The sequence below is a fragment of the Nodularia spumigena CCY9414 genome (genome assembly GCF_000340565.2).
Taxonomy (GTDB): Bacteria; Cyanobacteriota; Cyanobacteriia; order Cyanobacteriales; family Nostocaceae; genus Nodularia; species Nodularia spumigena.
Genome location: NZ_CP007203.1, coordinates 55,839 through 74,282, shown reverse-complemented (window position 1 = coordinate 74,282; position 18,444 = coordinate 55,839). Strand labels below are relative to the sequence as shown.

The window sequence follows — 18,444 nt, the reverse complement described above, 5'->3', positions numbered from 1 at the left end:
TAAAAGTAATTATATATTACTCTTTACCCAAGTTCTAAAATTACGCATAGCTTGACTTCTGCCAATAGTTAAACATTGCTGAACATACTCATTAATTAATTCCACAATGGGAATATTAGGAAAATTAGGACTAGATAGAACTTTGATATATTTTCCTTCCTGTAGCACAGAAATTTCTAAACCTTGTTTTGTATATCGCCAAAGTTCAGGAACTCCTAAAATTTCATAGTTATCAAATCGAGTCCGGGAAGTAATATCAATTTCAATTGCTAAATCTGGTGGTGAGTCCACAGTTAAATCAAGACGATTTTTACCAATTACAGCAGCTTGATTTTGAATATAAAAACAAGTATCAGGTTCCACTGCTTGCCGCATTTGTTCATTTTTTAGTGTAGTGGAACCAAAAGGTTCAAAATCAATTTGGAGTGTTTCTAGCAAGATTTTAACTAAATCACCAATATATTCTTTATCTTTTTCGTGTTCAGGTAAAGGAACCATAATTTCTAACCAACCATCACTATAAGAAATACGTGCAGCCCGTTTTTCTCCCATTTCTGCCAAAATATTCTCTAACTGCTGCCAACTAATATCTTTTAGCAACATTTCTTGTCCTGGTTTGACGATAATCTGTTGTAGTTCTAAGAGCATACCGCCTCAGATAGTGGGTGTAAATATTATTCTAAATCCGACTTTGTAATTTAGGCGATCGCTCAACCATAATTCTATTATTTAAATAGCGCTAAAATCCGTTAAAATCAAGACTTAGGGATTATGGACAGGGAGATACAAGGGTGCCTACACTGGGAGTTAACATTGACCACATCGCCACCATTCGCCAAGCCCGGCGGACAGTGGAACCAGACCCCGTAGCGGCGGCGGTACTAGCAGAATTAGCAGGTGCAGATGGTATTACAGTGCATCTACGGGAAGACCGGCGACATATCCAAGACAGAGATGTGCTATTGTTGCGGCAAACAGTGCGATCGCATCTCAATTTAGAAATGGCCGCTACAGACGAAATGTTAGCGTTCGCCCTCGATATCAAACCCGATTACGTGACCTTAGTCCCCGAAAAGCGGGAAGAAGTCACCACAGAAGGCGGATTAGATATCGTCGGACAAATTGCTAGAATAGGCGAGATAGTCGATAAATTACAGAGCGTTGGTATTCCAGTTAGTTTATTTATCGACGCACAGCCAGCACAAATTGAAGCATCTGTCAAGGTAAAAGCGCAATTTATTGAACTACACACCGGGCAGTACGCTGAGGCTAAAGACGAAACCAATCGCCAGCAAGAACTAGCCATATTAGCTCAAGGGTGTGAACAAGCAATAAAAGCAGGCTTACGCGTCAACGCAGGTCATGGACTCACATACTGGAACGTTTATCCCGTAGCCGCACTACCAGGAATGGAAGAACTGAACATTGGTCATACCATAATCAGTCGCGCCGCATTAGTCGGAATCGAAAGAGCCGTCCGCGAAATGAAACAAGCAATTACAGTAAACAGTCATCATAATTAGATTGATAACTGATAACTGATAACTGATAACTGAAAAAGAGGGGTTGTAACTGCGAAATCCAGAAATTTGGAATTAAATTTTCAGCAAAAACTTCTATGACCTCAACAGAGTCTAACAGCCTGCCACTTTGGGTACAGCACAGAGATAAAGTCCTAGAACAAAGTACCGATATTGAATGGCGCTATGGCAAGTTTCCCGACTATACCCGTTCAAATGAAAATCTCGCCAAAGAAAGTACACGTAATCATCCTCAAGGTTCACTAGAAGCCATAGTGCAGAACTTGGTGAGAACCTTCGATGTAGAAGCGAACTTCAAAACCAACCCCCAGCAGTGGATATCAGTTGTAAATGAAAAGTTCCGCATGAGTACCAATGGAGGCCCTAGCTACACAATATCAGATGTAGTCGAGTCAGGCACTTACAAGCTCTTAATCGGCAATACCCAACATTACAAAGCTGCTGAGGAAAACTTTGAAACATCCACAAGCCTCTTCCACACAGCATTTCCAGAAGGATTTCTGTGGGAAGTGCTAGAAGTGTTCTCAGCCCCCCCCACAGTTGCCTTTAAGTGGCGGCATTGGGGACATTTTAAGGGCGCATACAAAAATAACGCCCCCACAGGAGAGACAATAGAAGTAATCGGCATGAGCGTTGCCCATGTCACCGAGGACTTAAAAATTCTTTCCTTGGAACACTACTATGACAACACCAAGTTTTTAGAGAAGCTGACAGCAAGCGGACAAGAACAAAAAACTGGTGAACAAAAGCAGAAACAACCAAATTTTTGGAGTTTTTTCCAACAATTTTGGCATTGGCAAGAAAAACCTAGAACTGGCGAAGCAAAAACCAGTGCTTGTCCTTTCAGTGCTTTGATCAGGTAATTCTGGTTTAATTATTTTTTAGGGGTACATGATGTAGCTCTGTACCCTTAAATTATTGAATAGTCAGCAAAGGTTTAAAAATGAAAACATACTATTACGCTTTGGCAAGTCAAAAATTTCTGATTCAAGAAGAACCAACCGCAGAAGTTCTCAAAGAACGTACTCGTTACTACCATGAACAAGAAAAAGAAATTGATTTTTGGTTGGTAAAGCAGCCAGCTTTTTTAGAATCACCTGAGATGGCCGAGGTAAAGGCTAAGTGTCCTCAACCAGCCGCCGCCATTATTTCAACCAATTCCCAATTTATTACCTGGCTAAAACTGCGGTTAGAGTATGTGATTACAGGAGAATTTCAAGCTCCTTCTGAAACAATCTCAGATCCTTTGGCATCTCTCACCTCAGTCTCTTAATATACTGTTGTATACTTTGCCGTTGTCCTCCTAGTAGTTTGTGAAATTTAATGATTTCGTAGTCAGGACTTTATTCCTGATATTCTTGACAAATTACTAAAGAAGTAATGCATGGTAAACTTCGCCAGCTAAGACAATTTGGGGCAGGTTCTTCACCTGCCCTGAAAGTAGGGTAACAAAAAAGGTATATTTAAAATATTTGGAAAAAATCCAGTTTATGCGCCCCAATTTTGTGCAGAAATTTGATACCTTATCTAGTGCATTAGCACTTACAGCAGCAGGCTTAATAGTTAGCATGACTTCTGTCACTGCTCAACAAAATGTTCCCGTTTGTCAACCTCCCCGCCCTGGGGAATATCTTTTGCTGGTAGTTAGTCCCACAGCAAGTAGTCAGAAACAGCTACGTAGTGCCTTACCAAATGAAATTCAAGCTACAACGTGCCGATATCTCAGCGATACAGTGACGCGCATAGGTGGATTTAACAGAATTGACGATGCTAATCGTTGGGCGAAATATATAGATAATATAGTTGGTTTATCTGCCATTATCACAACAAGACCCGGAGGTAATGTCACACAAGCACCAACTTCACCTCAGACAATCAGCTTTAATCCCCAAGTACTAGGAAATGGTTATGCTGTATTGGTAGAGTATTTTAACAAACCAGAAATGGCCAATAGTGTCCAACAAGTAGTGGGAGGTAACATAGGTTTTGCTTCCTACGGACAACGCCCTTACTTACTGGCAATTTATACTCGCAACCAACAAGAAGCATACAACACAATGCAAAGGCTCAACGAACGCGGTTTTTTTGCCGTCCTCGTAGATGGAAGTAAGGTCATGTTATTACGCTCATCTGTGCGCTTATAAATTAGTAAGCAGACCGAGCTAACCAATAGATGGTAATGCCCAAAGCTGAACCAGCTATCACCTGCACGGGTGTATGCCCCAGTAATTCTTTGAGACGGTCTTGGCTAAAGTCTGGTTTTTCATGGAATAATTCATCAATCATTTGATTGAGAATTCGAGCTTGCTTTCCAGCAGCTTGGCGCACTCCGGCTGCATCGTACATGACGATAATGGCAAAAACCGTAGCCAAAGCAAAATCAGGCGATGCCCAACCCAGACTTTGCCCTACACCAGCTGCAAGAGCTGTAACCAAAGCTGAATGGGCGCTGGGCATACCTCCAGTTGTCACTAAAACACGGACATTCAGTTTACGATGTTTGACAAGCTCAACTACGAGCTTCAATGCTTGAGCAATTAAACAAGCTACCAGAGCAACCAGCAGCACCCGGTTATCTAAAATGTTGCCTATGTCCTGCATGGTTTTTTGGTTCGGTTATTGACACTCTCAGCGTCTTTAGACCTGAGATTCTTTAATCAATGAGCCAACTTACAATTGCTGGATTAGTCCAACAAAAACAGAGGTCGATTCTCCTAAAGCGTTAATTCCGGTATGCCCTACCGTACTCGATTTTTGCATTTCATTTTTCACCAAATTTAGCTTTCCTAAACTGCAATACCGTTAGGTATGACTACGCACTCAACCAAATAAGTTAAGTTTTTACGTCGTTTTTTTACGTCGTTTAGTTATACTTAAATTCTAGAATTGTTGCGACTGTATCACATCTACTGTTACCAGTCAATGAATTAGGCGAATAAATTCGTGGTCATTGAGCGAAGTCGAACAGCCCGTGTCGCTTATATCTCAGGTCTAAAGACATTGAGCTTTACGCTTACCGGGTAATCTTGTAAATTTAGCAGCAATTATTTTCTGAGCAGACATTTCAATGCAACCCAAAATCCCAAATCCAAAATTGACCTAGTACCGCAAGGCGGAAGGCGTTCGTCAAAAGTCAAAAGTCAAAAAGCTTGTTATGTAGGCTTTTTGTTGATTTTAAATGGTTTGTTTATTTCCGCCGTGTTGTACTAGTGATTGCGACTGGTGATATAGTGAGCCAGGGCGTTGAGTGGCTGTGCCAATTGCCCAAATGTTTCTAATTCTTTACAGGCTGCTTCCACTAGCTGTTGAGCTTTGGAGCGTGATTCTTCAATTCCCCAAAGGCTGGGATAGGTAACTTTTTTAGCTATGAGGTCTTTACCAGCAGTCTTACCTAATTGCTCCTGTGTAGCAGTGATATCCAGGATATCATCTATGATCTGAAATGCCAGACCAATGTTCTGAGAATAGCGAGAAAGTCTTTGGACATTTTCCGAGGATGCTCCGGCGACAATGCCACCACAAACAACACTAGCTTCTAATAGGGCAGCCGTTTTGTGGTTATGAATAAAATTCAGGGTTTCTAGAGAAATATCTGTCTTACCTTCTGAGTCTAAATCAACCACTTGACCTCCCACCAAGCCAGCAGCCCCCAAGGCTTTGCCAAGACGAGCTATGACTTGCAAAACTCTTTCTCTAGAAACGTTTTCAGGGGTTTGAGTAGCAACAAACTCAAAAGCATAAGCTAACAAGCCATCACCAGCCAAAATTGCGATATCATCACCATAAACTTTGTGATTTGTCAACCTCCCACGACGATAATCATCATTATCCATTGCTGGCAGGTCGTCGTGAATTAACGACATTGTATGGATCATCTCCATAGCACAGGCTGTGGGCATGGCCATGGAAATTGTGCCGCCGATCATTTCACAAGCAGCAAGGCAGAGAATGGGGCGCAGACGCTTACCTCCAGCTAATAGCGAGTAGCGCATTGATTCATAAATCTTTTCTGGATAAATGACGGGAATAGCCTGATCCAGAGCAGTTTCACAAAGCTTTTTTCGCTTTTGGAGATAAGCGGCTAGGTTAAAGGTGGCTTCCTCTTTAATTTTCTGGAGGTTATCAGCTGCTACCATTCTTAAAATTCCTTCAATTTTAGGCTGTTGGCTGTTTATCTTATCCGTCACAATTTTAAGATGCTGTGGCGCGGAAAAAGTCAAACAATTTTAGATTTTAGATTTTGGATTTTGGATTTAGAATCTAGGGGCTTGAGGATTTTCGATTGATTCCACACATAAATCTGGTGGCTTGTACCATTAAGCCATTATTGGTCATGAGTGAGGAGTGAGGAGTTAAAAATTTAGAATTCATAACTTATAACTCACAACTACTTCGCCTTTTTCAAATAACTGGCGACTGTATTTTGCAATAAAATAGCAACTGTCATCGGACCAACACCACCAGGAACTGGAGTGATATATTCCGCGACACCGGCAGTTGATTCCCAGTCAACATCGCCGACTAAGCGACTTTTGCCACTGGCATCTGTTACACGATTCATCCCCACATCTATCACAACGGAGCCTGATTTTACCATCTCGCCAGTAATTAATCCTGGCCGACCTACGGCTGCAATGATTAAATCAGCATTCTTAGTGATAGTACCAAGGTCAAGCGATCGCGAGTGAGCAATGGTAACAGTCGCATCAGCTTCCAGTAGCATCAAAGCCATTGGTTTACCTACTAAAATACTGCGTCCCACCACCACAGCCTGTTTCCCCTGCAAAGAAATTTCATATTCCTGCAATAGCCGCATCACACCAGCTGGTGTACAACTGCGTAAACCAGGTTCTCCCCGGACTAACCGCCCCAAGTTAACTGGGTGCAGTCCATCAGCATCTTTGTCTGGATCTATTTTATTCAGCAGGGCTACAGCATCCAAGTGGCTAGGTAAAGGCAACTGCACGAGAATACCATCTACACGTTCATCTTGATTGAGTGCAGCAATGACTTCTTCAAGTTCCCCTTGAGTTGTTTCTGTGGGAAAATGCTTGCCAAAAGAAGCAATACCGACTTTAGCGCAAGCTCGTTCTTTGTTGCGGACATAAGCAGCTGAGGCTGGGTTATCCCCCACCATTAATACAGCTAAACCAGGCGATCGCCCAATTTTTGCTTGTGTTTCTGTAGTGATAGCTGAAAGTTCTTGATGAATTTTTTCAGCTAAAGCTTTACCATCGAGAATTTTAGCAGTTTTTGTTTCCATTAGAATCCCTACAAGACTCGCCTCTAGTCCACATTTGCTGTCTTTTGCAGCCGAGTCAACACTCATAAATAACTTTTGCCTATTGACTATGAAGGCGTTGCTGCTTAGTGCCGTAGCGTCTTTCTATCCACAAGATTATACTCATATTGTCAACTTCTCAGATCAACTGCCTCATCTGAACAGCAAAGGAATCAAATATAAAGGGTAATGGGGAATAATTCTTCTCATCTCCCTTATCCCCCCACATTTAAGAACCGGAACTGACTTCATGCAACAAACAAAAAAATTTCACCTTTGCAGTATGATTCCTTACCGCCAGGGAATTGCTTTGTTACTTGTAGCGGGACTTTGTAGTTGTAGTTCCTTCACAACACCGAACTTAAAAGTCGGTAACTTGAGCATTGGTAGCAATGTCACCTTGATTCAGGAAATTAAACCAGAAACAGACCAAGAGAGTATAGTTTACGTCCAAGGTAAGGTGGAAAAGCAGGTCCCTTTAATTAAGCAATGGGCATATCAAATTAATGACTCCACTGGCAAAATTTGGGTGATTACCGATCAACCCAATCTCAAAGAAGGGGAGCAAGTGGTAATTAAAGGTAAAGTTCGCTACAAAAGTATTCCCTTAGCTGACCAAGAGTTTGGGGAAGTTTATATAGAAGAAAGTTAAGATTTTTAGGATAACAGGACTTACGCAACAATTGCCAAAAATCTTGATTTATCGTTCGCGTAGCGTGCGCGAAGCCCATACCGCCTTCGCGTAGCGTATGCCCCCAGGGCTTTAGCAGCCCGCGCGCAGCGATGCCCGCAAGGGCTGTAGAACGCCAAGAAAACGTAGATTATGCGTAAGTCCTAGATAAATTACCAGTAAAAAAATATGAATGATCAACCAGTTCATGTAGCGATCGCAATTCTTTACCAAGAAGACAAATTTCTCATGCAACTGCGAGATAATATCCCTGGTATTCTCTACCCTGGTTACTGGGGGCTATTCGGTGGTCATATTGAACTTGGTGAAACGCCCGATGTAGCAGTGAAGCGAGAAGTTATCGAAGAAATTGGCTACACGCTACCATCATTTGCAGAATTTGGTTGTTATGCAGATGATGCTGTTGTTCGTCATGTCTTTCATGCACCACTCCTAGTCGAATTAGATCAACTGGTTTTAAATGAAGGCTGGGATATGGGATTATTAACGCCCGAAGATATTCGCCAAGGTAAGTGTTATTCCCCAATCGCCGATGAAGTCCGACTTTTAGGCGCTATACATCAGCGAATCATGTTGGATTTCATTAGTCATTAGTCATTAGTCAATCAATTTTAGATTTTAGATTTTAGATTTTGGATTAGACTGCAATCTAAAATCCCCACTCCCCACTCCCCTACTTCCCCACTCCCCAATCCCCAGTCAAGTGTTGAAATTCAGGTAAAAAACCGTACTTCAACCGAAACTTCTTTTCTAGATGAATTCCCTAGACTAAGATAGTAATAGAGGCAAAAATATAAGCTGCTGAGTGTGAATACTCAGTTGAATATAAGCAAAATGGGATTCTTTGACTCTGATATAGTTCAGCAAGAAGCAAAACAGCTGTTTGAAGATTATCAAGCACTCATAAATCTTGGTAATAACTACGGCAAATTTGATCGGGAGGGCAAAAAGCTGTTTATTGAGCAAATGGAAGCTATGATGGATCGCTATCGCGTCTTTATGAAGCGATTCGAGCTGTCAGAAGATTTCATGGCGCAGATGACTGTGCAGCAACTTAAGACTCAACTCAACCAATTTGGTGTAACTCCGCAACAGATGTTTGAGCAAATGAATCTTACCCTACAGAGGATGAAAACCGAACTAGAAAAACAGCAATAGTGAATTATGAACTTGATATTAGGGATTTTGGATTAACTGCTCGTCCAAAATCCCTACTTGTTATGGTTTGGGGCGCACAAACGCAGAAGGGGGCTTAAAGTTCTCCGCAGGTACGCCTTTAAGGGCTTGCTGCATAAAATCTTTCCAGATAGGAGCTACCATACCACCACCTGTTGCACCTCTAGATAATGGTCTGTTGTCGTCTCTACCTATCCAGATAGCAGTTGTCAACTGTGGCACAGTCCCCACATACCAAATATCTATTTCCGAGGAAGTTGTTCCCGTTTTACCAGCACTGGGGCGACCTATATCTGCACCTTTACCAGTCCCCGAAGTGACGACTGAACGCATCACATCGATAGTTGCTGCCGATGCCCATTGATCCAGCACTAACTGGGGTTTTGGTGTATTATCTAGCAAGATATTCCCACTACTATCAGTGACACGAGCCATAACTGTTGGTGGCGATTGCCAACCATAATTGGCAAAGGTCGCGTAAGCGCTAGCGAGTTCCAGAGGTGTAATACCTATAGCTCCCAGGGGCAAAGAAGTCACAGGTGCCATCGGACTCATGATTCCCAAGCTACGGGAGGCTTCAACTACTTTATTCATACCTATAGTCATACCCACCCTGATGACTGGAATATTCCGAGACTGGGCTAGAGCTGACCGTACCGTTATTGATCCTTGAAAGCTACCGTCGTAGTTCCTCGGACTGTACCAACCGCTACCATCTCGGTAACTGACTGGCGTATCTTGGACTACCGTATCTGGTGTATATTTCCCAGTAGCAAAGGCAGCATAATAGACTAATGGTTTAAAAGCCGAACCTGGTTGACGCTGGGCTTGGGTTGCACGGTTGAATTCGCTAGTTCGGGAATTTACACCGCCTACCAGTGCCTTGACAAAATGCGTCCGAGGATCAATCGCAACCAAAGCAATTTGATTATTACGCAACCCTTGACTGCTTAATGTTTTACTCCACTTGCTGACAGTTTGTTCCGCCATTATTTGGAAGTCAGCATCAATAGTGGTTTGCACACGCATTCCACCTTTAATCAGCGCCTCACGCCCAAATTTTTTAACTAATTCTTGAGATACAGTATTGGTGACATAAGGTAAGGCACTACCTTGAAATGACCTGATTCGACCAAATTTCAGTTCTTGCTTAAGAGCATCATCATATTCTTGCTTGCTGATCCAGTTTAATTCCAGCATCCGCCCCAAAACTTCCCTTTGTTTGACTTTTGCTAGTTTCATATTCGCAAAGGGACTGAAAACTTCTGGCGCTTGGATTAAACCCGCCATCATTGCTGACTCAGCCAAGTTTAATATTTCTGCTGACTTGTCAAAATAGCTCCGTGCTGCCGTTTGTACACCGTAGTTATTATGACCCCAATAAACTTGATTGAGGTACATTTCCAAAATTTGGTCTTTGGTGAGAATTTGCTCTAACCTAATTGCCAGTACTCCCTCAGCTAACTTCCGAGTATAGGCACGTTTTTGAGTTAAAAACAAATTTTTCACCAGCTGCATGGTGATGGTAGAAGCGCCCTCTCGCACACCACCAGCTGCCAAGTTAGCCATGAAAGCACGTCCGACACCACTGGGATTGATACCGTGGTGATCGTAAAAATGACTATCTTCGCTAGCGAGTACTGCCCGTTTCAAATCTGGGGAAATTCGATCTAGGGACATGACTTCTCGGTTGGCTTCACCGTGAAGACTTGTTAAGAGTTTGCCGTTAATGTCATAAATGTAAGTTGTTTCCGATGGAAAAAAGTTACGTAGCTGTCTCACATCTGGCAAGTTACGGAAACTAATAGCCAGACCAACCAGCCCTCCGGCTACAATAGAGCTTGTCAACATGATGATTGACAAAAGAGTACCGCCAGTTATTTGACCTACTCCTTTCAAAAACTCAAAACCTGATGAATCCTGACGTTGTGGCTGCTTATTTGTAAAAGTCCTAGAAGACGACACGGCGTTCTTACTTCCTCACTTGTAAATATAACTGTAATTCATTGAATGGAATGAAGGCAGGCGGTTAATTGTTTGCAATTATATGAATTTGGTAGATTCAAGTACGGACAAATTGCCAGTGAATGTCACCAACCTAACTTATAGAGTAAAAAGCGTAGTTAATAGCGAATCTCTGAATATGACACAAAATTTTTCTTGGCTACATCGTGGAATAGTAGAAATTTTTCCCCAACCAACTGATGTTGATGGTGAAAATGAAAGTTTAGAGAAGCGCTTGGTGACTACGAACCGACCTTTAAGGATCAAATTGGGAATTGACCCCACAGGATCTGATATTCATCTTGGTCATAGCATACCAGTACGCAAACTGCGGGCGTTTCAAGATGCTGGTCATACAGCAGTTCTCATTATTGGTGATTTTACAGCTCGTATTGGCGATCCTACAGGTAAATCTGAGGTGCGTCGTCAGCTTACAGAAGCAGATGTGGCGCAGAATGCTCAAACTTATCTTGACCAAGTGCGCCCTATTTTGGATTTTGACACACCAGGCAGGTTAGAGGTGCGTTATAACTCGGAATGGCTTTCCGGGCTTGATTTAGGAAAAATTCTAGAGTTACTCTCTACTATGACGGTGGGGCAGATGTTAGCAAAAGAGGGATTTGCTGAACGTTATAAAAAAGAGAATCCAATTTTTATCCATGAGTTCCTATATCCATTGATGCAGGGCTATGATTCAGTGGCTGTTGAGGCAGATGTGGAATTAGGGGGAACTGATCAGAAGTTTAACATTGCTGTGGGGCGAGATTTGCAACGCCATTTTGGTCAAAAGCCGCAATTTGGGTTGCTGCTACCGATTCTGATTGGTACGGATGGTGTGCAAAAAATGTCTAAGTCTCTAAGTAATTATGTGGGTTTGTCGGAACACCCTGCCCAAAAATATCAGAAGTTACAAGGTGTTCCTGATAATTTGCTGTCTCAGTATTTTGAACTGTTGACGGATTTACCTTTGGAAAAATTGCCTGAAAATCCCCGCGATCGCCAAATGCTTTTAGCATGGGAGGTGGTGAAACAATACAACGGTGAAATTGCCGCTAATGAAGCTAAGGATGCTGCAAAAAGCGGCGGGAAGGAAGGTACAGTTCCCGAATTTTCCCTGAGTGAGGTATCAGAGTTTCCTGTGAAGTTAGCGTCTCTTCTCAATGTGACTGGTTTGTGCAAAAGTACTGGGGAGGGTAAACGGAAAATTCAAGAGGGTGGGGTGCGTCTCGATGGCGATCGCATGACTGATATTGATACCACTTTTGAACAGCCTAGTGAATTACACGGGCGTGTGCTACAAGTTGGTAAAAATAAGTTTGTCCGACTTGTAAAGAACTAATCACCAATGACTAATGACTAATGACCAAATAATTGTGCCTTTGGATGTGCCGGATCTACAGAGTGCGATCGCTCTTGTGGATCAATTGCCACAAGTAAATTTCTGGAAGGTGGGTTTAGAATTATTTACGAGTTCTGGTCCCACAATCCTGGAAGTTTTAAAATCCCGGCAAAAACGCATTTTTTTAGATTTGAAGTTTCACGATATCCCCAATACTGTCGCCGGGGCTTGTCGTAGTGCTGCTAATTACGGAGTGGACTTACTCACGATTCACGCCACTGCTGGCAAAGATGCCCTGAAAGCGGCAACTGAGGCTGTACAGGTGGGCGCAACGCAAGCGGGTGTTAAACCACCGCAGTTAATCGCTATTACCCTGCTGACGAGTATTTCTTCTCGGCAGCTGGCGTTTGATTTGAAAATTCCCGTAGAATTACCAGAATATGCTTTAGAAATGGCATTGATGGCGCAGGAATCAGGGTTGAATGGGGCTGTTTGTTCACCCCAGGAGGTCGCACAGTTACGCCAAACTTGTGGAAATGACTTTTTGCTCGTTTGTCCGGGTGTCCGCCCAGACTGGGCAGAAAAGGGAGATCAAAAGCGATCGCTTACCCCCGCCCAAGCTATCAAAGCCGGTGCAGATTACCTCGTAATTGGTCGTCCAATCACTGCGGCGGCTGAACCTGAGTTAGCCTGGAACAAGATTGTTGAGGAGTTAACTACACAATTTTAGATTTTAGATTTTGGATTTTGGATTGATTCCACAGATAAATCTAGAGGCTTGAGGATTTTGGATTTTGGATTTTCGATTGATTCGACGGATAAATCAGAGGGCTTGTACCATTAGGGGACTATTGGTCAAAAAGAAAAATTATGGCTTATGGCTTTTAGCCTCCGGCTTGTGGCTAGTAGCGGCAAATAGCATGAATAACTCAGTATTTGCCAATACACCTGTTTTACTAACTCAGACGAAAGCTGTTAAAAATGGGCTGAGTTCTGTTTGTTCTGAACAAAGTTTAGAATTATTAACTATTCAGCTATTGCAAGATTTACCAAGTTATGCTAACCGCGTCACTCAACGCGCCCGCCGTCGCAGTCGCAGCAGTAATATTTACAGTTATGTGCTATTAGCAGGAAAACCAGAGTTTCAGCCCCTACCCATTAACTCTGCTGGGTACAACGCCAATGGGCAGAAAAGTACAGCAACAGGAGTAGAGCAAGTTTTCTTTACTACTTTAGAACGGCAGTATATAGCTGGTAAAATCGTCGAATCGCAGCAATTTCACTGGTTGTTATTGACAAAAAGTAAGACTGGGTGGCGTTTAGTAATGATGTTTACCCAAATTGCTGGTGATTCTCAACAAGTAATATCGCCCCCCAGAGATAGTAGTAAGGGTGTAATTGCCCAAGCAGTTAAAACTTGGTTGCGAGATTGTCAGGCGGGTAGTGTGCGGATGCGTAGGGGAATTTAATAATCTCCGCAATCACAACTACTACCCCCATCATAACTACCACTATCGCAACTACTGCTGCTGCTATATCCACTACTATCGCAATTACTGCTGCTGCTATATCCACCACTGTCGTTACTACTGCTACCGCCATCACCACTGCTACTACTAGAGTTATAGCTACCATAATTGTGGATAGATGAGCTACTCGAAACACTGTTATTGTTGCCAGAAATTGGTCGATAACGATTAAGTTTTTTCTTTTGAGCAGATGAAGTAGAGTTTCTCAAGCAAAGTATCCAGCCCAACACCACCATCACAATTATAATTAAGCCCCACATAATTCTAGGACTTACGCATAATTTACGTTTTCTTGGCGTTCTACAGCCCTTGCGGGCATACGCTGCGCGAAGGCGGTTAGATAAATCAAGATTTTTGGCAATTGTTGCGTAAGTCCTGAATTCTTCTCCTGTGCTAACCGATTCACCTGATCAACTACAGTTCTTTCAGCAGCTTTTCCTGATTTCATCATTTGAATAAATTGAACACAGGTGTTCAAAGATAATGATAGCTATTCCTCAACAAGCCCCAAAAATGACAGTCCAGGAATATCTGGAATGGGAACCCCAACAAGATATTCGCTATGAATATGTCAACGGCAAAATTTTTGCCATGACAGGTGGGACAATTCCGCACAATGATATTGCTCTTAATCTTTATACTGCTTTACGCCCTCATCTCCGCTCCAAAGGTTGTCGAGTGAATGTATCAGATGTGAAGGTGCAAGTCACTCCCAACAGTCCTTACTACTATCCTGATTTGATTGTCAGTTGTGATTCTCAAGACCTTAAAGCTCACAAATTTATTCAATATCCGCAGATAATTGTCGAGGTTATTTCCCCAGGAACCAGCGCTAGAGATAGAGGTGAAAAATTGTCTGATTATTTGAAAATGCCTACTTTACAAGAGTATCTCCTCATTGACTCGGAAAAAATTGCTGTTGAGCGTTACTCACGGGGAGAAGGTAGAATGTGGCTTTATTATCCGTATATACCAGGAGATATAATTACTCTAGTAAGTATTGATTTTGAGTTTCCCATTGAACTCCTCTATGAAAATGTTATATTTCCAACTGAAGAATAACTAAAACAACATCACCAAATTCATGTGAGTTCATCTAATTTGGTACGCACTGCTTGGATATCTTGCCACATCAACCATTTAGGCTTACCGACTTCCTTGGAGGGGTTACGCAACAAGTAGGATGGGTGAAAAATTGCCATACATAAACGCCCTTCCCATTCCAGCCACTGTCCGCGAATTTTCGTAATTCCCCGCTTATCGCCAGTAATGCCTTTGACCGCAGTTGCACCTGTAAGTAAAATAATTTTCGGGTCAACAAGGCGAATTTGTTCTAGTAAGTAGGGTATGCAAGCCGCCATTTCATCAGGGTTGGGCGCTCGGTTTTTTGGTGGACGACATTTATTAATATTGGCAATATATATATCTTGTTCGGTAGTCAGATTCACAGATGCTAATATTTTCTCTAGTAACTGTCCTGATCTACCGACAAATGGTAAACCGGTTTCATCTTCGTTTTGACCTGGTGCTTCTCCTATGAGCATAATTGGTGCTTGGAGATGACCACGCCCAACTACAGCATGAGTCCGATTGTCTCCCAAGCCACAACGGTGGCACTGATTACAATCCTGTGTCAACTCGGTGATATTGTTGTATGTTCCAGGTGTAATGGGAATTTTTGCGTTTGTGGGGATTAAATCTCGTGGGTTCGAGTTGGTGTCATCGAAGAGGGTAAGTTGAATGTCGCTGCTCATTAAAACCAGAATTTTAGGGTTAGCACCAGATGGCGCTATTGCTTACTGAGTCATGATATTACCATTGTATCGATTTCAGTGGCGATGGCTACGCCGCGCGGAAAGCATCGCGAACCGTGAACCAGGCATATTCTGATTCACAACTAACCAACTCAAAATATTAATATATTGATCAAGCTTTGGCTTTTTATTGCGATAATTTCCAAAGGGTACGCGTTACTCTGGTGACTTTTTAAAGGGGAATAATGACGATTAAGCGGTTTATTTTATTTTTTATCCTAACGCCGATAGCAATCCTGTTGTCAGTTTCGTCTTTATTTGGTACTTTGCAGGAGCCACAGTTTCAAAGTCGTCTGGAACTGTACCAAACTAATATTGCTTTACAAGCGCAAGCTTGGGAGCCAGAAGATGGTAATGATGAAGATTTGTCAGCAATTCAAGCAGCGATTCTGGGAGAAAACCCCCTAGAAAGTGCTACAAAGCAATATCAGCAGGTGCGTCAGTCAGTTGAAACTAATTTGGATAAGGCTCAAAAACAACTGACTCAATCTCAGGCTCTTCCCGTACCCCCTAAACCTTTACCAGATGCGCCTCTTGAGACTAAGGCTTCTCGTCAAGAAAAGCAGGTAAAGTTGCAGAAATCTCTTCAACAACTGCAAAAATTACAGGCTGATTTAGATTTACGTCTAGGAATTTTACAAGCAAAGCAAGGAAAAACCGATACAGCTATCAAGACTTGGAGCGAATTACAGCAACGCTCGGAAGTTAATCTGGAATTTCGGGAAACGGCTGCTGTGTTGATTGGAATATGGAGTGATCCTCCTCGACTCTTACCTGATGCTCAACAGCTGATTAATCAGAATTTAGATAGTTGGTTTCGCTCTACTTCTTTAATTCAACTTTACCAAGTTCAGCAACGACAAGAAGCTTTATCAACGGTTAAAGCGGAACAACAAGAAGCTGCTACCCAAGCTGTGGTGAAATTAGCCCTGATTGGCACAATTCCCACGGTGACAGCGTTAATTGGTCTGATTTTGCTGGTTTTCTTGATTGGTCAGCTTTTTGTTAAGGGAAAAGCCGCTTTATTGGCTCAAAATGCTGATTTACCTTGGTCAACACCTTGGGGTGCGGAAACGATTTTACAGGTTTTCGTGGTCGGCTTTTTCTTTATGGGGCAACTCTTTGTACCTGTTTTAGTATTGTTACTCCCCATTCCGCGCCCGATTGTGAATGTCCGACTTCAAGCTTTGTCTGTTTTAGTTAGTTACATGATGGTGGCTTCAGGTGCGCTGTCGGTGCTTTATTTCTCGCTCAAGCGCTTTTTTCCGCTACCAGAAAACTGGTTTCGTTTCCGGTTGCAGGATCGCTGGATTTTATGGGGATTTGGCGGTTATTGTGCTGCTTTACCGATAGTGGTGCTGGTGTCGTTGGTTAATCAACAATTATGGCAGGGTCAGGGTGGTAGTAATCCCCTGTTACAATTGGCGCTGGAAAGCCAAGATACTGTGGCTCTGGGGATGTTTTTCTTTACGGCGGCGATCGCAGCGCCCATTTTTGAAGAATTGCTATTTCGCGGCTTTTTACTGCCTTCTCTGACTCGTTATGTACCTGTGTGGGGAGCAATTATTGTCAGTAGTTTGTTGTTTGCGATCGCTCACTTGAGTTTGTCAGAAATCCTTCCCCTGACAGCGTTAGGGATTGTTTTAGGAGTAGTTTACACGCGATCGCGCAACCTCTTGGCTCCGATGCTGCTCCATAGTCTCTGGAATAGTGGAACCTTACTCAGTCTATTTCTTTTAGGTAGTAGTAATTAATCAAACTTCTTAACACGGTTGCCAATCTGAAAACTATTTGCTTTCATTTGCATATATCTACATTTTGCATGGGAAATTTTGTGCAGCTGTACTTGTAAAAAATTTGTTTCCTAACTAATGAGGAAATAGCATCTACACATAAGTCAGATACTTTGAATTAAAAAGTGTCTTAGTTATAAGCAATCTGTGTCCAATTTTTAATACTCAGGGTTAAGTACAAGAGATAAGTTAGCTGAAAATCTGTACAAAGACTACCCAAAAATTTCTATTCACAATACCTAAGAGTTAGAAAATAGCACAATATTCAAAAAATACTTCCAGGTGCTTTGTCAAGTCGTAAATTTGACCAAATAACCTCTATCCAAACCTATTATTCCCAGGAAGAGAGGCTTTGAAAACCTTATTCACTTGTAGAAAACAGTGGTTAAGTGGGGCGAAGTTGGCGAATTTTGAATGTTAATTCAAATACTTTTCAAACATCCTCCGAGGAATAACTATTCTGTATTCTGTTATCAATTGGGTATTTAAAGTATACAAACTAGCTTTACCTATTGATATTGAGGCGGCATCTTACTAACAAAAACTTAAAGATATATTTACTAAAGAAATATATTTGACAATTTTGTTTTTCACTAAAATTAAAATTTTATAATTACCTTCCCAGGAGCAGAACTAATATGGCAAACTTCAATTCTACTCAAACCACCAAACAACTTATGGCTGGTTACTGCGGCATTATCTTCGGAGGAGTGGGAGCGCATAAATTTATTCTAGGATATGCCCCAGAAGGTTTCATCATGCTCGTTATAGCTTTAATTGGCGGTTTTTTTACCTACGGAATTAGTTTGTTAATTATGCAAGTTGTAGGTTTAATTGAAGGCATGATCTACTTAAACAAGACCCCAGAAGAATTTGTTAACACCTACTTTGTGAATAAGCAGGGCTGGTTCTAAAAATTTCCATATTATCTGTGTTTATCTGTATTCATCTGTGTAGCCTACGGTAAGCCGCTAACCCGTCTACATCTGTGGTTCGTTAATTCCTCAGTACCTACCCAGTTGCAAAACTCTATATGCTAACAATTAAAAGCAAACATCTCACCTGGACAATTTTCCTGCTGGTGGGTATATGCTATTTCAGCGCTATGTCTAATTTAGAAATCAACTATTTTGGGAAAAGTCTGATTGCTATCATGCCCATACAAGTGGTATCTGTGATTTATATAACTTATTTGAGATGGAGCCGCAGTAAAACTCAGCCAAAGGCCATAAATTAATAAAATTAATATCTTTGACGTTCTGTCATATTTGCCAAT

The 18,444-nt window shown here is 42.0% G+C and carries 21 protein-coding genes; 13 read left to right on the top strand and 8 right to left on the bottom strand.

All coding sequences use genetic code 11. From position 1 onward, the window contains the following. Window positions 1–9: 9 nt before the first annotated feature. The gene (locus NSP_RS00365; protein WP_006194367.1) at window positions 10–648 is read right to left on the bottom strand and encodes a Uma2 family endonuclease; all 639 of its coding nucleotides are present in this window, start codon (window positions 646–648) and stop codon (window positions 10–12) included. A 143-nt stretch (window positions 649–791) separates the two neighbouring features. Here NSP_RS00365 and NSP_RS00360 point away from each other — a divergent pair, with 143 nt between their 5' ends. The 4 genes from NSP_RS00360 to NSP_RS00345 all read left to right on the top strand — a co-directional run bounded on the left by NSP_RS00360 (window position 792) and on the right by NSP_RS00345 (window position 3,685). Then, window positions 792–1,523: a pyridoxine 5'-phosphate synthase gene (locus tag NSP_RS00360; protein ID WP_006194368.1), complete on the top strand. Its 732-nt coding sequence runs from the start codon at window positions 792–794 to the stop codon at window positions 1,521–1,523. Between the two features lie 95 nt (window positions 1,524–1,618). Further along, entirely contained in the window at window positions 1,619–2,404 is a 786-nt protein-coding gene (locus NSP_RS00355; RefSeq protein WP_006194369.1) for an ester cyclase, read from the top strand. 80 nt (window positions 2,405–2,484) lie between these two features. Next, window positions 2,485–2,814 (top strand): MgPME-cyclase complex family protein, encoded by a 330-nt coding sequence (locus NSP_RS00350; RefSeq protein WP_006194370.1) that lies wholly within the window; start codon window positions 2,485–2,487, stop codon window positions 2,812–2,814. A 217-nt stretch (window positions 2,815–3,031) separates the two neighbouring features. Continuing rightward, window positions 3,032–3,685 (top strand): hypothetical protein, encoded by a 654-nt coding sequence (locus NSP_RS00345; RefSeq protein WP_006194371.1) that lies wholly within the window; start codon window positions 3,032–3,034, stop codon window positions 3,683–3,685. 1 nt (window position 3,686) lies between these two features. Here the strand turns inward: NSP_RS00345 and NSP_RS00340 are convergent, their stop codons facing one another. The 3 genes from NSP_RS00340 to folD all read right to left on the bottom strand — a co-directional run bounded on the left by NSP_RS00340 (window position 3,687) and on the right by folD (window position 6,804). Continuing rightward, entirely contained in the window at window positions 3,687–4,142 is a 456-nt protein-coding gene (locus NSP_RS00340; protein ID WP_006194372.1) for a divergent PAP2 family protein, read from the bottom strand. Window positions 4,143–4,747: 605 nt separating this feature from the next. Further along, window positions 4,748–5,677, bottom strand: a complete 930-nt coding sequence (gene crtE / locus NSP_RS00335; RefSeq protein WP_006194373.1) for a geranylgeranyl diphosphate synthase CrtE — start codon at window positions 5,675–5,677, stop codon at window positions 4,748–4,750. Between the two features lie 251 nt (window positions 5,678–5,928). Then, window positions 5,929–6,804 (bottom strand): bifunctional methylenetetrahydrofolate dehydrogenase/methenyltetrahydrofolate cyclohydrolase FolD, encoded by an 876-nt coding sequence (gene folD, locus NSP_RS00330; RefSeq protein ID WP_042201584.1) that lies wholly within the window; start codon window positions 6,802–6,804, stop codon window positions 5,929–5,931. Between the two features lie 268 nt (window positions 6,805–7,072). Here folD and NSP_RS00325 point away from each other — a divergent pair, with 268 nt between their 5' ends. From NSP_RS00325 to NSP_RS00315, 3 genes are all read left to right on the top strand, one after another. Then, window positions 7,073–7,474: a hypothetical protein gene (locus NSP_RS00325; protein ID WP_006194375.1), complete on the top strand. Its 402-nt coding sequence runs from the start codon at window positions 7,073–7,075 to the stop codon at window positions 7,472–7,474. 207 nt (window positions 7,475–7,681) lie between these two features. Beyond that, the gene (locus NSP_RS00320; protein WP_006194377.1) at window positions 7,682–8,107 is read left to right on the top strand and encodes an NUDIX hydrolase; all 426 of its coding nucleotides are present in this window, start codon (window positions 7,682–7,684) and stop codon (window positions 8,105–8,107) included. 240 nt (window positions 8,108–8,347) lie between these two features. Further along, window positions 8,348–8,671 carry a DUF1825 family protein gene (locus NSP_RS00315; RefSeq protein ID WP_006194378.1) on the top strand — a complete coding sequence of 108 codons (324 nt, stop codon included), beginning with the start codon at window positions 8,348–8,350 and terminating at the stop codon, window positions 8,669–8,671. 60 nt (window positions 8,672–8,731) lie between these two features. Here the strand turns inward: NSP_RS00315 and NSP_RS00310 are convergent, their stop codons facing one another. Beyond that, window positions 8,732–10,654, bottom strand: coding sequence for a transglycosylase domain-containing protein (locus NSP_RS00310; protein ID WP_042201554.1), 1,923 nt, complete (start codon window positions 10,652–10,654; stop codon window positions 8,732–8,734). A 178-nt stretch (window positions 10,655–10,832) separates the two neighbouring features. On the opposite strand from NSP_RS00310, the gene tyrS reads away from it, so the two are divergent. The 3 genes from tyrS (at window position 10,833) to NSP_RS00295 (ending at window position 13,501) form a co-directional block, all read left to right on the top strand. Further along, window positions 10,833–12,032, top strand: coding sequence for a tyrosine--tRNA ligase (gene tyrS, locus NSP_RS00305; protein WP_044482794.1), 1,200 nt, complete (start codon window positions 10,833–10,835; stop codon window positions 12,030–12,032). 13 nt (window positions 12,033–12,045) lie between these two features. Further along, the gene (gene pyrF, locus NSP_RS00300) at window positions 12,046–12,762 is read left to right on the top strand and encodes an orotidine-5'-phosphate decarboxylase (protein ID WP_017803704.1); all 717 of its coding nucleotides are present in this window, start codon (window positions 12,046–12,048) and stop codon (window positions 12,760–12,762) included. Window positions 12,763–12,952: 190 nt separating this feature from the next. Beyond that, a complete protein-coding gene (locus NSP_RS00295; RefSeq protein ID WP_006194382.1) occupies window positions 12,953–13,501 on the top strand; it encodes a hypothetical protein in 549 nt (182 codons plus the stop codon). Here NSP_RS00295 and NSP_RS26420 read toward each other — a convergent pair. After that, the gene (locus tag NSP_RS26420) at window positions 13,498–13,821 is read right to left on the bottom strand and encodes a hypothetical protein (protein ID WP_052301310.1); all 324 of its coding nucleotides are present in this window, start codon (window positions 13,819–13,821) and stop codon (window positions 13,498–13,500) included. The two genes, NSP_RS00295 and NSP_RS26420, sit on opposite strands and share 4 nt — an antisense overlap. Window positions 13,822–13,832: 11 nt before the next feature. Continuing rightward, window positions 13,833–14,012 carry a hypothetical protein gene (locus tag NSP_RS00290; protein ID WP_006194383.1) on the bottom strand — a complete coding sequence of 60 codons (180 nt, stop codon included), beginning with the start codon at window positions 14,010–14,012 and terminating at the stop codon, window positions 13,833–13,835. A gap of 32 nt (window positions 14,013–14,044) precedes the next feature. Here NSP_RS00290 and NSP_RS00285 point away from each other — a divergent pair, with 32 nt between their 5' ends. Beyond that, on the top strand, window positions 14,045–14,623 hold the full coding sequence (locus NSP_RS00285; RefSeq protein WP_006194384.1) for a Uma2 family endonuclease: 579 nt from the start codon (window positions 14,045–14,047) through the stop codon (window positions 14,621–14,623). Window positions 14,624–14,643: 20 nt separating this feature from the next. Here NSP_RS00285 and NSP_RS00280 read toward each other — a convergent pair whose 3' ends face one another. Next, window positions 14,644–15,315: a uracil-DNA glycosylase gene (locus tag NSP_RS00280; protein ID WP_017803703.1), complete on the bottom strand. Its 672-nt coding sequence runs from the start codon at window positions 15,313–15,315 to the stop codon at window positions 14,644–14,646. A gap of 245 nt (window positions 15,316–15,560) precedes the next feature. Between NSP_RS00280 and NSP_RS00275 the strand changes: the two genes are divergently transcribed. Both NSP_RS00275 and NSP_RS00270 read left to right on the top strand, forming a co-directional pair. Continuing rightward, window positions 15,561–17,129, top strand: coding sequence for a CPBP family glutamic-type intramembrane protease (locus NSP_RS00275; RefSeq protein WP_006194387.1), 1,569 nt, complete (start codon window positions 15,561–15,563; stop codon window positions 17,127–17,129). Window positions 17,130–17,806: 677 nt separating this feature from the next. Then, the gene (locus tag NSP_RS00270; protein ID WP_006194388.1) at window positions 17,807–18,082 is read left to right on the top strand and encodes a TM2 domain-containing protein; all 276 of its coding nucleotides are present in this window, start codon (window positions 17,807–17,809) and stop codon (window positions 18,080–18,082) included. Window positions 18,083–18,444: the final 362 nt, after the last annotated feature.